9 protein-coding genes are annotated in these 13,813 nt (G+C 42.0%); 3 read left to right on the top strand and 6 right to left on the bottom strand.

Annotated elements, in window-relative coordinates; all coding sequences use genetic code 11:
* The first annotated feature begins 83 nt into the window (after nucleotides 1–83).
* The 3 genes from lpdA (at nucleotide 84) to OKW21_RS28470 (ending at nucleotide 4,049) form a co-directional block, all read left to right on the top strand.
* Nucleotides 84–1,487 (top strand): dihydrolipoyl dehydrogenase, encoded by a 1,404-nt coding sequence (gene lpdA / locus OKW21_RS28480; protein WP_277486423.1) that lies wholly within the window; start codon nucleotides 84–86, stop codon nucleotides 1,485–1,487.
* 86 nt (nucleotides 1,488–1,573) lie between these two features.
* Complete coding sequence (locus tag OKW21_RS28475; protein ID WP_277486420.1) at nucleotides 1,574–2,872, top strand: serine hydrolase; 1,299 nt, start codon at nucleotides 1,574–1,576, stop codon at nucleotides 2,870–2,872.
* Complete coding sequence (locus OKW21_RS28470; protein ID WP_277486418.1) at nucleotides 2,850–4,049, top strand: C40 family peptidase; 1,200 nt, start codon at nucleotides 2,850–2,852, stop codon at nucleotides 4,047–4,049. Before OKW21_RS28475 ends, OKW21_RS28470 begins: the two co-directional genes overlap by 23 nt.
* 63 nt (nucleotides 4,050–4,112) lie before the next feature.
* Here the strand turns inward: OKW21_RS28470 and OKW21_RS28465 are convergent, their stop codons facing one another.
* From OKW21_RS28465 to tpiA, 6 genes are all read right to left on the bottom strand, one after another.
* The gene (locus OKW21_RS28465) at nucleotides 4,113–4,655 is read right to left on the bottom strand and encodes an NUDIX hydrolase (RefSeq protein WP_277486416.1); all 543 of its coding nucleotides are present in this window, start codon (nucleotides 4,653–4,655) and stop codon (nucleotides 4,113–4,115) included.
* A gap of 191 nt (nucleotides 4,656–4,846) precedes the next feature.
* A complete protein-coding gene (locus tag OKW21_RS28460; RefSeq protein ID WP_277486415.1) occupies nucleotides 4,847–6,214 on the bottom strand; it encodes a dipeptidase in 1,368 nt (455 codons plus the stop codon).
* Between the two features lie 73 nt (nucleotides 6,215–6,287).
* Nucleotides 6,288–6,929, bottom strand: a complete 642-nt coding sequence (plsY, locus tag OKW21_RS28455) for a glycerol-3-phosphate 1-O-acyltransferase PlsY (RefSeq protein WP_277486411.1) — start codon at nucleotides 6,927–6,929, stop codon at nucleotides 6,288–6,290.
* 133 nt (nucleotides 6,930–7,062) lie between these two features.
* On the bottom strand, nucleotides 7,063–11,952 hold the full coding sequence (locus OKW21_RS28450) for a hypothetical protein (RefSeq protein ID WP_277486408.1): 4,890 nt from the start codon (nucleotides 11,950–11,952) through the stop codon (nucleotides 7,063–7,065).
* A 149-nt stretch (nucleotides 11,953–12,101) separates the two neighbouring features.
* The gene (gene prmA / locus OKW21_RS28445) at nucleotides 12,102–12,938 is read right to left on the bottom strand and encodes a 50S ribosomal protein L11 methyltransferase (protein ID WP_277486405.1); all 837 of its coding nucleotides are present in this window, start codon (nucleotides 12,936–12,938) and stop codon (nucleotides 12,102–12,104) included.
* A 3-nt stretch (nucleotides 12,939–12,941) separates the two neighbouring features.
* Entirely contained in the window at nucleotides 12,942–13,700 is a 759-nt protein-coding gene (gene tpiA / locus OKW21_RS28440) for a triose-phosphate isomerase (RefSeq protein ID WP_277486403.1), read from the bottom strand.
* Nucleotides 13,701–13,813: the final 113 nt, after the last annotated feature.

Genomic DNA, 13,813 nt, shown 5'->3' with positions numbered 1-13,813 from the left:
TTGTAAATCTTTGTAATCACTGTAACTTTACGCAGTTTAACTGAATCATCTAAACCAATCATTTTTATAACCAATATTCACTTATGGATTTTGATGTAACCGTCATTGGCTCAGGCCCTGGAGGATATGTGGCAGCGATCCGCTGTGCCCAGTTAGGAATGAAAACAGCCATTGTTGAAAAATATGACGCATTAGGAGGCACTTGCCTCAATGTAGGTTGTATTCCCTCAAAAGCACTCTTAGATTCGTCAGAGCACTTTCACAACGCTCAGTCTAACTTCAAGGAACATGGCATTAAGCTGACTAACCTTAAGGTAGACCTGCCTCAGATGATCAAGCGTAAAAGTAGTGTTGTGGAGCAGACTGTAGGTGGCGTATCTTTTCTGATGAAAAAGAACAAAATTACAGTCCATACCGGTGTCGGTTCTTTCAAAGATAAAAATACTATTGTAGTAAAAGGGAAAGACAAAAAGGAAACTGAGTTTACGACCAAAAATGTGATCATCGCTACCGGCTCCAAGCCCTCAACTTTACCTTTCATCAAAATTGATAAGAAAAAAGTTATCACCAGTACCGAAGCTTTAGAGTTAAAGCAGGTGCCCAAGCACATGATCATCATAGGAGGAGGCTACATAGGTCTTGAGCTAGGCTCTGTGTATGCGCGTATTGGTGCCAAGGTAACAGTAGTAGAATACGAAAAACGCATTGCTCCTTTAATTGATATTACCATGTCCAAGGAGTTAATGAAAAGCCTCAAAAAATTGGACTTTGATTTTAAGCTAAGTCACAAAGTTACTTCCGTAGAAAGTAAGGGTAAAGAGGTAATTGTAAAAGCGGAAGACAGTAAGGGTGAAGAGGTAGAGGTAAAAGGTGATATCTGCCTTGTATGTGTAGGTCGTCGTCCTTACACTGAGGGTCTGGGACTAGAAAATGTAGGCCTAGAGGTCAATAAGCAGGGTAAGATAGCGGTAGATGATAACCTTAAAACTAAAGCAGATAATATCTACGCCATTGGTGATGTCATTGATAAAGGGCCTATGCTGGCTCACAAGGCAGAGGAAGAAGGCGTATACGTAGCAGAATCTTTGGCGGGCCAGAAGCCTCATATTAATTACAAACTGATTCCCAGTGTAATTTACACCTGGCCAGAAGTTGCCAGCGTAGGCTATACTGAAGAAGAACTCAAAGCTGATGGCAAAAAGTATAAGTCAGGCAGCTTCCCTTTTAAAGCGCTCGGCCGTGCCCGCGCGAGCATGGACATAGAGGGTACTGTGAAAGTGTTAGCTGATGAAGCTACTGACGAAGTTTTAGGAGTGCATATCATTGGCCCAAGAGCAGCCGATATGATAGCCGAAGCAGTAGTGGCTATGGAGTACCGTGCTTCTGCTGAAGATATTGCCCGTATGTCACATGCTCACCCTACCTTTACAGAAGCGGTGAAGGAAGCATGTCTGGCAGCTACCGAAAATCGAGCCTTACATATGTAAAATTCATATTTCTAATAACATATCTCTCCAAACGCTCTTTAAATAAAAGAGCGTTTCTTTTTTTCAAGAACCAATTTTTTTAAGCTATGAAACCTTTGCTACCACCTGCAATATTCTTTTTTCTGATCACTTTAATATCGAGTGCATGTAATCAAACGGGTGAACAAGCTGATGAAGAGAGTGAAAAAAATCTGATAGAAGATATACTTAGAAGTAGAGAGTCAGCCATCTTGGATAGCGTACTCAGTAATTACGAACACTACCAATTACAAATTCTTTATACACAGATTGATCGTGATGAGAATAACAATCCCACTTTTACCGAATATGCTTATGGTGTCAACCCAAATACTTACTTCTATCCTGCTAGTGCCGTAAAATTCCCCATTGCTGTATTGGCCTTACAAAAACTTAATGAACTGGGAGTTGAAGGTCTAGATAAGTACAGCACTATGCTAACCGACAGTGCTTCAGAAGGACAGACAGCCGTACGTTATGACTCTACCTCAGAAAGTGGCATGCCTTCTATAGCCCACTATATCAAAAAAATATTTGTAGTCAGTGATAATGACGCCTACAATCGCCTGTATGAATTCCTGGGCCAGGATTATATCAATAATGAGCTTCATGAAAAAGGACTGGAAGATTTGCGCATTGTTCACCGGCTTTCAGTTTTCAATACTGCTGACGAGAACAGGACCACCAACCCCCTTACCTTTTATGATAACGCCAAAATCCTCTATCAGCAGGATATGGTCAGTAGCCGTAAAAGCTGGGTAGGAGATGAGCCTATACCTTTGGGAGAAGGTTATATGGAAAATGATTCGCTGATCAAGCGTTCTAAGGACTTTGGACAAAACAATTACATTTCCGTAGCCAATCTCCAAGACGTGTTAAAGACAGTTATCTTCCCAGATGCAGTACCGGAAGAAGAGCGCTTTGACCTGACTGAAGAAGATTATCAGTTTTTGTACCAGTATATGTCGCAGCTCCCGCGGGAAACTACCTACCCGGATTATATAGCAGATACTACTGAGAACTACTACGACAGCTACTCTAAGTTTTTTATATTTGGAGATACGCAAGAGACCATTCCTTCTAATATCCGGATCTTTAATAAGATTGGGATGGCTTATGGTTTCCTAACAGACAATGCTTACATCGTTGATTTTGAGCGTAACATTGAGTTCATGCTGACGGCTGTTATTTATGTCAATGAGAACCAGATATTCAATGACAACGTTTATGAGTATGATGAAGTCGGACTACCCTTTTTGTCCCAACTAGGTAAAGCTATTTTTGAATATGAGCTTGTCCGAGAAAAAGAACATCAACCTAACCTGAGTAAATTTAAAATAACTTATGATAAAGAAGATAATAGCTAGTGCTCTGTACGCATTAGCCTTACTTAATGCCTGCGCGCCCCAAGAGGAACAAAGGGACCAACAGCTTGCTGCGCTAAACGCTACCATAGAAGATATAAAATCAAACTACGCTCCTGATAAAAGAGTGGCATTGTTTGATATTCAGGCTAAGCTAAATGGTGACACTCTTACCTTAAAAGGAGAAACTGACCAGCCTGCTGCCAAACAAGCCCTTCTTAGCCAGCTAGCAGAGCAGGATATACATTTAATTGATAGCATCAATACTTTGCCGGAGGCCTCATTGGGTGAGGATACCCTGGGGGTAGTGTATGTTTCTGTGGCCAACATTCGTTCTCAGCCACGCCACTCCGGTGAGTTAGCCACACAAGCCACTATGGGCATGCCTTTAAAAATCCTGAAGAAAGAAGGAGAATGGCATCTGGTACAAACGCCTGATAAATATATCAGTTGGGTGCAGGGAAGCTTTGTGCCTATGAACCAGACCGAGTATGCAGACTGGCAGGCAAAAGAAAAAGTCATATTTACTGAAATGTATGGCTTTGCCTATGAGCACCCTATTCGGAATGCATCTACAATATCTGACCTTGTGGCCGGTAATGTAATGGAGCTGGTAGACGAGACCCCTTTTAGCTATGAGATACGTCTGCCTGACGGCCGCAATGCCTATGTAAGAAAAAATGAATCCGATCTTTTTGAGGATTGGGTAGCTAAAGCTGAAGCTACCGAAAACACAGTAGTAGAGACTGCCTTTAAGCTTATGGGAGTACCCTATCTTTGGGGAGGGACCTCTTCTAAAGGAGTGGATTGCAGCGGCTTTACAAAAACCATCTATTTCATGAATGGTAAAATCCTGCCACGTGATGCTTCTCAGCAGGTGTATGCAGGAGAACTGATAGATGAAGAAAAAAACTTTGACCAGCTCCGTCCCGGTGATTTACTCTTTTTTGGCTATGCTGCTACTGATAGCACCCGAGAGCGTATTACGCATGTGGGCATGTGGATTGGCGACAATCAGTTTATTCACTCCCCTGGCCTGGAAGCAAGAGTTAAAATCAGCAGCGTAGACCCCGAGTCTGAGTATTATGATGAGTATAATCTCAACCGCTACATTCGTACCAAGCGCATGATTAACAGCCAGCAGGATATTATCGCACTGCGAGATGTGGAGTTATTCTAACATTTTGTTTTTTGAGAAAAAGAAGCTTGCACCAGTCCGTTTCATTGCGGCTGGTGTATCTTTTTATAGCTTTTCCAGTTTAGGCAAAGCATAATAAAAAGCTGCTACATGCATGGTCTGAATCAGTTTTTGCTCAGCCAGGAGTTGCTTTACTTCATCAATTGAATATAATTCTACATCAATTTCTTCTGTCTCGTCCAGAACCTGCTGTGTGGTACGCTTAACTCCGGTAGCCAGGAAAGACACTGAAAAGTTATTATGGTTAGCAGGATTGGGGGAGAGTTTGCATAGCTGCTCAATATGGGCGGCCTCAAAGCCTGTCTCTTCCAGCAGTTCCCGTCTTGCCGCCTCAATAGGATCTTCACCGGGGTCTACGGCACCCCCTGGCAGTTCCAGATCAATAACCCCCAGCGCATGGCGATACTGCTTAATGAGCACTATTTTTTTATCTTCAGTTACCGCCACCACATTGGCCCAATTAGGATATTCCAGTACATAATAAGGCTCTACGATGGTGCCATCTTCCATACGGCACTTATCGGCCCGCACACGCAGCCACTCATCTTGAATCAGGTATTTTTGTTCCAGGGTTTCCCAGACTTGCATATTTTTAGTTTAAAGTTACTGGTTAAAAGTTTTTTGGTTGAAAAGTTACTATTCTGAAACTGTAGATGTTTTGAGCAAAATATCTGATTTGAACTTTGTCAAAGCTATCATAGGGACGTGCAGTTTACAATGCGCAAATTAGCTTTGACAAAGTTTTCACGAAGGTTGTTCCAAGAACTAATTTATTTAAGTCATACCTTCTTTATAGCAGCATAATGCTTATAGAAAAGCGTGATGGTCTCTATGCCTTTCAGGTAATTATAGATACCATAACTTTCGTTGGGTGAGTGGATGGCATCTTCTCCGAGGCCAAAGCCCATCAGCACCGAGTCCAGTTTGAGTTCTTTCTGAAACAGCTCTACAATAGGGATACTGCCTCCCTCACGCGTAAGTACCGGCTCTTTGCCCCAGGCTTCTGTAAAGGCTTTTTTCGCCGCTTCTATTTCTGTAGAATCCGTAGGGATTACAGCGGGCTGCCCGCCATGATGCGAGCTTACTTTTACTTTTACTGACTTAGGCGCGATAGCTTGTAGATGATCTGCAAACAGCTTATCAATTTCTTTGTGATTCTGGTCAGGCACCAGGCGCATAGAGATTTTCGCATAGGCTTTAGAAGGCAACACTGTTTTGGCTCCCTCGGAAATATATCCCCCCCAGATTCCGTTGACATCCAGCGTAGGACGAATGCCAATTCTCTCCAAAGTGGTGTAGCCGTCTTCTCCTTCCAGTTCGTCTACCCCAAGTTCCTTTTTATACTTTTCATCATTATGAGGAGCTTTATTGATTTCTTCACGTTCTTCCTGGCTTAGCTCCACGATTTTGTCATAAAAGCCGGGAATAGTAATGCGGCCTTTTTCGTCCTTCAAAGAGGCAATCATTTCACACAATACATTGATAGGATTAGCTACTGTGCCTCCATACATGCCGGAGTGCAGATCACGGTTAGGGCCGGTTACTTCCACCTGCATATAGCTCATGCCTCTCAAGCCTACTGTAATAGAAGGATTATCATTGTCTATAATGTCAGTATCGGAAATCAGGATCACATCAGCCTTCAGCTTTTCTTTGTTGCTTTTAACAAAATCAGGCAGGTGATCAGAACCCACTTCTTCTTCTCCTTCCAGCATAAATTTTACATTGCAGGGAAGCTGACCGGCTTCCTGCATTACTTCCAGTGCTTTGATATGCATATACATCTGGCCTTTATCGTCGCAGGCGCCTCGGGCATAGATTTTACCATTGCGCACCTGTGGCTCAAAAGGAGGGGTTTCCCAAAGCTCAAGAGGATCGGCAGGCTGTACATCGTAGTGACCATATACCAGCACAGTAGGTAGCTTTTCGTCTACTATTTTTTCCGCGTACACAATCGGATAACCAGGGGTTTCACAGATTTCTACTTTATCTACATTCAGGGCTTCCAGCTTCTGCTTAAGATAGTCAGCGGCCTTCAGTACATCCTCTTTAAATTTTTTATCGGTGCTGACAGAAGGAATTCTCAATAGCTCAAACAGCTCTTCAATAAAGCGGTCTTTGTGGTTTTCTATGTATTCTTTTACCATAATATACAGGCTTAAACGTGTGAAAAATGATATTGTAAAGGTAAAAATTCTCAGCGCAAACTGGCTGCCGGGGTTAGTCTTTCTTCGCCCAGAGATATGTGCGATTTTCATCTCCGTTCAAAAGGCGTACAATATTTTTCTTATGCGTAATGGCCAGTACTACAAACATCAGAAAGCCGAAAAAGATCAGGATAGGCTCATCCGTCTTGAAAGGGGGTACCATCAGTAATAATGGAAAAGCTAAAGTTGCCAGTAATGAGCTTAGTGATACGTATTTGGAAAAAGTTAGGGTTAGGAGAAATACCACGATGCAACTAAGTGCTACCCATGGCTGTAAAGACACTACCATCCCCAGAAGTGTTGCGACTCCTTTACCTCCTTTAAAATTGGTATACAAAGGAAAGACATGTCCAATGACAGCAATTACACCCAACAAAAGCTTGTACTCTACTAGTTGTCCTGAATCAATGGCATGTGTTTTAATCAGAAAGAACGCTAGCATGGTAGCAGTCAGTCCTTTCAGAATGTCTACTAGCATCACGATAGACCCCGCCCTTTTGCCCAACACCCGAAAAGTGTTAGTAGCCCCGGCATTGCCGCTACCATGCTTCCTGACATCTACGCCATGAAAACGGAGCCCGTACCAGACTGCCGTGGGGATAGAACCTAAAAGATATGCAACAATAAGAGAGAGAATGATCCAGATAATATTCATAGTTATTTTATAACCTCAATAAACAGGGTAAAGTTAGAGAGTTAGGTAATATATACAAGTTGGCTGTATAAACTGCAAAAAATAAAGCCAGCAAATGCTGGCCTTAGTGCTATTATACTAAAGTATAATGAAATTAAAAACCATCACGATCGGCTTCTTTTTTCTCTTCTTCTACGTTTTCTTCTGCAATAACCGGCGTAGCAGTATTGAAATTGTATTGCTCATCAATACCCAGATAATCCTTACGGAAGCGGTTGACATACTTTATAGTTTCGGCAATATCGCTTAGGAAGAAAGCATACTCTCCGCCATCTACTTTACCAATTTCAGATTTACTACCGATTACATCACAAAACTCCTCATCGTATGCCCATACAGCCAAGCGATTGTTTTGATAGCTGAAATAATACCAGGAGTCAGGTGTGGCCTGCATAAACAGGTTTACCATCATACCTCCCATCTCCAGTGGCTTAATTTCCAGAAAACCCGTCATGCTACCATTGATGTCCTGTTCTCTTACATTAGAAAGCCCCAAGGGAGAAGTACTGTACCAAGCCTTATGCGCATCTGACCATGCCATATCAACATCTGCAAACACCAATGTTTTTTCTAATTTCCCTGACATGCTCACCAGGGAAGTATAGTTACTGACAGAGCTCTTATCCCAGTCGCGGGCAGCCTGGTCACCGATCATTTCAGCAAGCTTGAAAAGCAGGGTAGTCCGATCGCTGGTAGCAGATTGAGCTCCTGACTTATTTAGTGATTCATTTAAGTCAGCGCCCATAATATCTACTGCCTGTGAAGGCAAATCAATATTGAATGCCATGAAGGCATCCAGCTTAAACTCATTTGTTTCCAGCTTTCCTTCGCCTATTACTGTTGCTTCAAGGCTAAAAGACTCACTTTTGTAGGGCATAAAATCCACCGGCCCTTCAAAGCTAACGGTCTGTTGATTTTCGTTATATGTAAAAACTTCGCCTGATAACGCCCCTCTATTTTCTTTCTTCTGTGACCTGATAATGTATTCATCCTTCTCTTCGTCATAAGAGAGCAGACCTCTTGGATTGAAAAAATCAAAATCGTCGGGTGAGTGTCTGTCCCATACGAAGGTGCTGTAGAGGCTATTATCCTTACTGCTCATATGCAAACCTGCTGTAAGCGGTTCCCCCTCACTTGTCAGGGATTCATTAAAATTAAATTCCAGCTTTTTCTGTCCTGCTTCACTGGCATAAGCTATCCAGGTGTCATAATCCGGTCTACGTTTGAAATCCAGCTTCACTTCTCCATCCAGTTCAAGAGCTTCTTTGGCGGCATGCATACGAACATTACCTCGATAAAACATTCCCGGAGATATGATGATGTTCTGATCAGCCTCCGCTCTACCATTGGCCACAGTATGGTAAAAAACCTGCTTACGATCCTCTACAATATCTTTTTCAAAATTATTCATTTCTATGGAAAAGGTATCAGTAGCAGCAATTAGCTCATAATAGGCCTTTCCTTTAAACTCATTTCTGGAAAGAATATCGATCGTACCATTCGTTAGGCGATGATACTCATTTAGTGTATCAATGACCAAAGTAGCATTTTGAAAAGTCTCAAACTTGGCATTTTCAAGCACCTGTAGCTGGTTATTTTCAGGAATCACTTTAGCATCCGCGGTTGTGATGTAAGGCACGCCAAAAATATCTAACTGTAGCAATGGAATGCGGTAGATAGCTTCTTCCGCATTAAACCAGAGCGAGTCAAGGTCTTTACGCGTAGCATAAAAATAAGAGTTCTCTATATCTATATCTTCTGGCTTACTCATTTTTACCGTCTCTTCTTCCAGGTTCCAGACTGCGTTGGTAATTGAGGTTTTAAATTGTGCATAAGGAAACGCTATGGCAGCCTCACCCTCTTCCTCAGGGCTGATGTTGGCAATGTTTTGCTCAAGGTCAAAATCCAGAAATACATCATTCCCCGCCAAAGCAGGCTTTTCCGGATTATCTGACTTAATTTCAAATGTGGCATTTCTTGCGTCAAAGCGCGTTTGCTCAAAAGTCATCTCCTCTGATGAAGCCTCTGACCCCCTTGTAAAAAGCCTCCCTTTACCCAGTAATCCTATTTTTTCTGACAGTATTACTGACCCATCCAGCGAAGCTGTTTGGTGATAAATATCAAAAGGTTCAGCATTGTTTGAGATATACATACTATCTACCCCGGGCAGCCAGAGCATGTTGTAGTCTTCTACATATGCCTGCGGAAAAGTAGTTGTACCCAAAGCCCCTTCTTTTATATCAGCTGCAGTACCTACCGTAGTAACAGAATCTATATAAAAAATAAACTCTTCTGACTCCAGGGTAGTAGTAAGAAAGTCAATCGTGCCCCTTCCTCTTAACCCCTGCCCATCTAACCGTAACTCATTCTTGTAAGTAGCCGATCCATTGTACAGGTTATAGCCCTGAGTAGCCACCTTATGTTCAAAGCCCATAGAATTATCCGGCATCACCACTAATGTTTCCTCTATAGGTGGTAAAATATCGCTATACAGTGTTCCTTCAAAACCAATGGAAGAAGGGTCAGCATTACTCAAACTATCAATGGCAAAAGGAGGGATAACAAAATATATAGAGCGGTCATAGGCTCCATTCAAAATGGTTTCTTTATCAAAATATACAATGGCTCCGTTTTCAGCATTAAATTTAGGATAATCCGGCAGTGACTTTCTTGCCGATTTATTTTTAGGATCATTGATATAAAGTGTGCCTGAGGTCTGTTTGAAGCCTTCTCCCATTTGATCCGCAAAACTTTGCTCCTGATCGGATTTAGCCGCATTCTGCAGGGAGTTATTTATTTTGGTACGTTCGCCCTTTTCGTTGGGTATAAAAAAGCTAATAGAATCAATTTTAGGAAGATTCACCTTAAAACTATCATAGCTAAAAGTGAAGCCTTCTCCTACAAACTCAACGTTTCCGGATTGTAGCTTTCCGTTAAAGCGGAAGTCACGCTCTCCCAGCATTGTTACTTCATTATTTCTGGGTTCAATTGCTACATCCAGATCTTCACTAATGTTGAATTTTTTAATTCCCCTCATGACCAGCTCCTTACCATCAAGTATGATAGTAGCATTGGGGCCATCCTCTTCAAAAGAAGGCATCATCAGATTGTCATAATCAACTCTCCTGGCTTTGGCCAATGTATAATGAATACCTTTCTTTTTGAGAGTTACCAATCCTGAGGCCGGCTCATAGTCAATATAGCCTCTGGTCATCAGGTCAAGCATGGCTGCCCTAATCGTCTTTTCGTTCTGTCGCGTATCTCTGGCCAAGTCGTAAACGTAAAAGCTCAGCGTATTATTTTTTCTACCATAACCAACTGCCATGATTAAAGGGTGAAAACCATACATCTGTCCTAACGCATCAAAAGCTTCCTCATTGAAATACTCATACGACTCAAATACCACCGGTACTTTGTCTCGGGCCGTTAGTGTAGAAATATTCAGGCTATCCGTACGCAAATCCCAACGCATGATATCTGCCTGTATATCCATCTTTAAAAAGGTAGCCATAAAAGGGGTATGCTTATAGCGGCCACTATTAGAAAGAATTGTAAGCAGGGATGAGTCCATCGCATACTTAAACTCCACTGCCGGATGATAAATAGAATCCGATCGCTGATAAATGGTAATTGTTGACTTAGGGCTGGTGAGTAGCGAATCACTGACATTAAACCGTCTTGAGATCGCCCGAATTTTTTTCTTCCCTCCTTCATGTATCTCAACTATAGCTTCCCCTTCCATCAAAGAAGCACTGGTAACCTTACTTCCCAGCATAGAGAAGCCCCCTCTATAGGATACTACATTATTATTGACGGACTTTTCGTTATAGATATCAATCTCTATGTCGCTCTTGTATGACATAAAGCGTGGGTATCTGGCAGTTTCATAACTGGAATGTTTCTGGCTGGCAAATTGAAAAGCTCCTTTTACGGGTTCTTTCACTTTACCCTTGTGGGTCATATGGCCATTTTCTGCATTGAGGCGGGGCACTCGTGTATTAAAGTTATACTTCTCAAAAGTATAATAAACTGAATCTGAGCTTAAGCCTGCTGTCACCCAGTCAAACCTTCCACCTTCACCTACCAAAATATGTTTATGAAGCATCAGCTCTCCATTCGTCTGAGAGAGGTTAGCAGAGTCAAAAGTAGTAGTAAATGTAAGGTCCATATTATCCAGATGCATAATTGGCCCTTGCAGTTCAGGCTGAATTGTTTCTTCAACGATATAATCTGTAATCTGAAGCGATTCTTGCTCAGTGGCAGCAGTGGAAGCTTCCTCATCATTAGTTTCTTCATCCCAGCCCCAGCCATCGTTCCATTCAGAATCTTCTTCCGCACTTTCCCACTCATCACTACTCTCGGGATCACCCCAGATGCCCTCGCCCCATCCATCATCTTCACTCCCACCGGATGCGCCCTCGTTTTCTACTTCAGAAGTGAAATCTGCTTCAGGCACATAAGTATCCCGGGGAGGGGCAACAAAGCTAAATGAATACTTACCGTTTCGGGCATATAGCTGATTGTAGTTGGCATAGTATATAGCCTCTCGCTGAAAAAAATCCCTCAGTGTAGCAACAGTGTACCCAAACTCTTGACGATTGTAGTGCTTGGTAGTTTGCAAAAGCATGGAGAGTAGTTCATTCAGATTTTGCTGGGAAAGTTGAGCAGAATCTACTGCTACATTAATGGCTGCATAGTAATTGACATAAAAGGGTGTGAGTTGAAAGTTTTTCGCCAGCATCTGAGCTGAAGTAGCCATGATCGTATCACGCTGACTAGCAGAAAGCTCCTGCCATAGCCCGGCAAACTGATCCCCTATCTTGATCGCTGTACTATCGTTGGTTTTAGTAAGTAGTTTTTTTACATCGTCTCCATACACCTCTACGCTATCAGTAAGCTGATAGCGTTGGGCACAGACGATCTGTGCAATAAGCAGTAGTGTGCTGACGATAGAAAATACCTTCATACGCTTGCCTTTATTCATCACCTATTATAAGTGCTTAACGTTTTTAGCTCAAAAAAATTAGCTAAGAGCAAAAATATATCCAGTAAAATTATGCTTTACCCAAAGAATTGTAAGGTTTAGGGGCATTTAGAAGGGTAGGGGCAAGTTTCTGAAGGGACGAGTATTGCTTAAAAACTAAGTTTCAGGGCTACCCAGTCATTTCTTTCTTTTAGACCTTTTACTTTTAAACCACTTGCGCTTGCTTTTTCTTCAATCTGAGAAGCATCATAGTGGTAAAAACCACTTAGCAGTAATATGCCATTATCTTTTAGGCGGGTTGCATATAGGTCCATCTCATCCAGCAACACATTACGGTTGATATTGGCCAGAATAATATCAAACTTTTCTTTTTTATCAATCTCTTCTACCGTTCCTAAGAACATCTTGATTTCGGGACAGTGGTTGATCTCAAAGTTTTCACGCGTATTATCTACTGCCCACTCATTGTTATCAAAAGCCACAATTTCATCTGCACCTTTCAGATGTGCCATAATAGCAAGGATACCGGTTCCACAACCGGCATCCATCACTTTTTTCTGCTTGTGATCTATTTCCAACTGCCAGCTCAGCATCAGGTAAGTCGTCGCATGATGCCCGGTACCGAATGACATTTTAGGGTTAATCACTATTTCATAGGGAAAATTTTGCTCGGGCTTATGAAAGTCCGCCCTCACCAGACACTTGTCTTCCACTACTATCTGCTCAAAATTACTTTCCCACTCTACATTCCAGTTTTTTTCTTCTACTGTACTGACATTAAAAGTGGTAGTTCCTAATGCCTGATACCTGTCTAAAATTCCTTGCAGTTTATGTTCGTCATACTCTTTTTCCAGGATATAGGCTTCAAAGCCTTCATCCTGCTCCCAGAATGAGTCATAGCCTTGGTCGGACAACTCTGCGATTAATATCTCTGTGAGCGTCTCATTACACTGAAACTGCAAAGACAGATAAGCTTTCTTTTCCATTCACTAAAATGACTTAGCAATATCTATAAAATCTCTTGATTTAAGGGAAGCTCCACCGATTAGCCCTCCATCTACATCTTCTCCGGCAAATATTTCCTGCGCGTTTGCAGGTTTTACACTTCCCCCGTAAAGAATAGATATTTCAGCGGCAACATTATCTCCGTACTTTTCTGCCAGTTGCTTACGTATGACAGCATGCATCTCCTGAGCCTGCTCCGCACTAGCTGTTTTTCCGGTGCCAATCGCCCAGATGGGCTCATAAGCGATGACTATTTTACTTATTTCCTCTTTTGAAAGGTGAAAGAGGCTTTCGTTGATTTGCTTTTGTACATAAGCGTTTTGAGCTTCTCTCTCCCGTATTTCCAAAGGTTCTCCACAGCAGAATATAGGGGTCAAATCTGCTTTAAGAGCCATATCTAGTTTTTTTGCCAATAGCTCATTGCTCTCTTCAAAATACTCTCTTCTTTCACTGTGGCCCAGTATCACATACTGTACTCCTACTGACTTCAGCATGCTTACTGAGGTTTCGCCAGTATATGCACCGGACTCATGCTCACTACAGTTTTGCGCTCCTAATCCTATGTTTGAGCCTTTGAGCATGGCATGCAATGCATTCAGGTGTATAAAAGGAGGACACATAATGAGCTGTACATCTCCGGGAAGTTCATCTTCAGCCATATGCTTCACTTCTGAGGCAAGGGCCTGACCTTCTTCCAGGGTTTTGTTCATTTTCCAGTTACCGGCTACTATTTGTTTTCTCATGACAATTGGTTTAGATCAAAAAATCAATATTATTTTTTGTGCTGTAAAGTTAAAAGAATAGTATCACAGATGTTTAGAATACTACATTCATTTTTAATAAGCTTCTTAAATTT

The sequence above is a fragment of the Catalinimonas alkaloidigena genome, from assembly GCF_029504655.1.
GTDB lineage: Bacteria > Bacteroidota > Bacteroidia > Cytophagales > Cyclobacteriaceae > Catalinimonas > Catalinimonas alkaloidigena.
The sequence above is the reverse complement of the archived record's forward strand: the minus strand, read 5'-3'. Positions and strand labels throughout refer to the sequence as shown.

Coding starts and splice junctions, on each gene's coding strand:
- lpdA (WP_277486423.1), top strand. CDS start 84: ATGGATTTTGATGTAACCGTCATTGGCTCAGGCCCTGGAGGATATGTG.
- OKW21_RS28470 (WP_277486418.1), top strand. CDS start 2,850: ATGATAAAGAAGATAATAGCTAGTGCTCTGTACGCATTAGCCTTACTT.
- tpiA (WP_277486403.1), bottom strand. CDS start 13,700: ATGAGAAAACAAATAGTAGCCGGTAACTGGAAAATGAACAAAACCCTG.
- prmA (WP_277486405.1), bottom strand. CDS start 12,938: ATGGAAAAGAAAGCTTATCTGTCTTTGCAGTTTCAGTGTAATGAGACG.
- OKW21_RS28460 (WP_277486415.1), bottom strand. CDS start 6,214: ATGGTAAAAGAATACATAGAAAACCACAAAGACCGCTTTATTGAAGAG.
- OKW21_RS28475 (WP_277486420.1), top strand. CDS start 1,574: ATGAAACCTTTGCTACCACCTGCAATATTCTTTTTTCTGATCACTTTA.
- plsY (WP_277486411.1), bottom strand. CDS start 6,929: ATGAATATTATCTGGATCATTCTCTCTCTTATTGTTGCATATCTTTTA.
- OKW21_RS28450 (WP_277486408.1), bottom strand. CDS start 11,952: ATGAATAAAGGCAAGCGTATGAAGGTATTTTCTATCGTCAGCACACTA.
- OKW21_RS28465 (WP_277486416.1), bottom strand. CDS start 4,655: ATGCAAGTCTGGGAAACCCTGGAACAAAAATACCTGATTCAAGATGAG.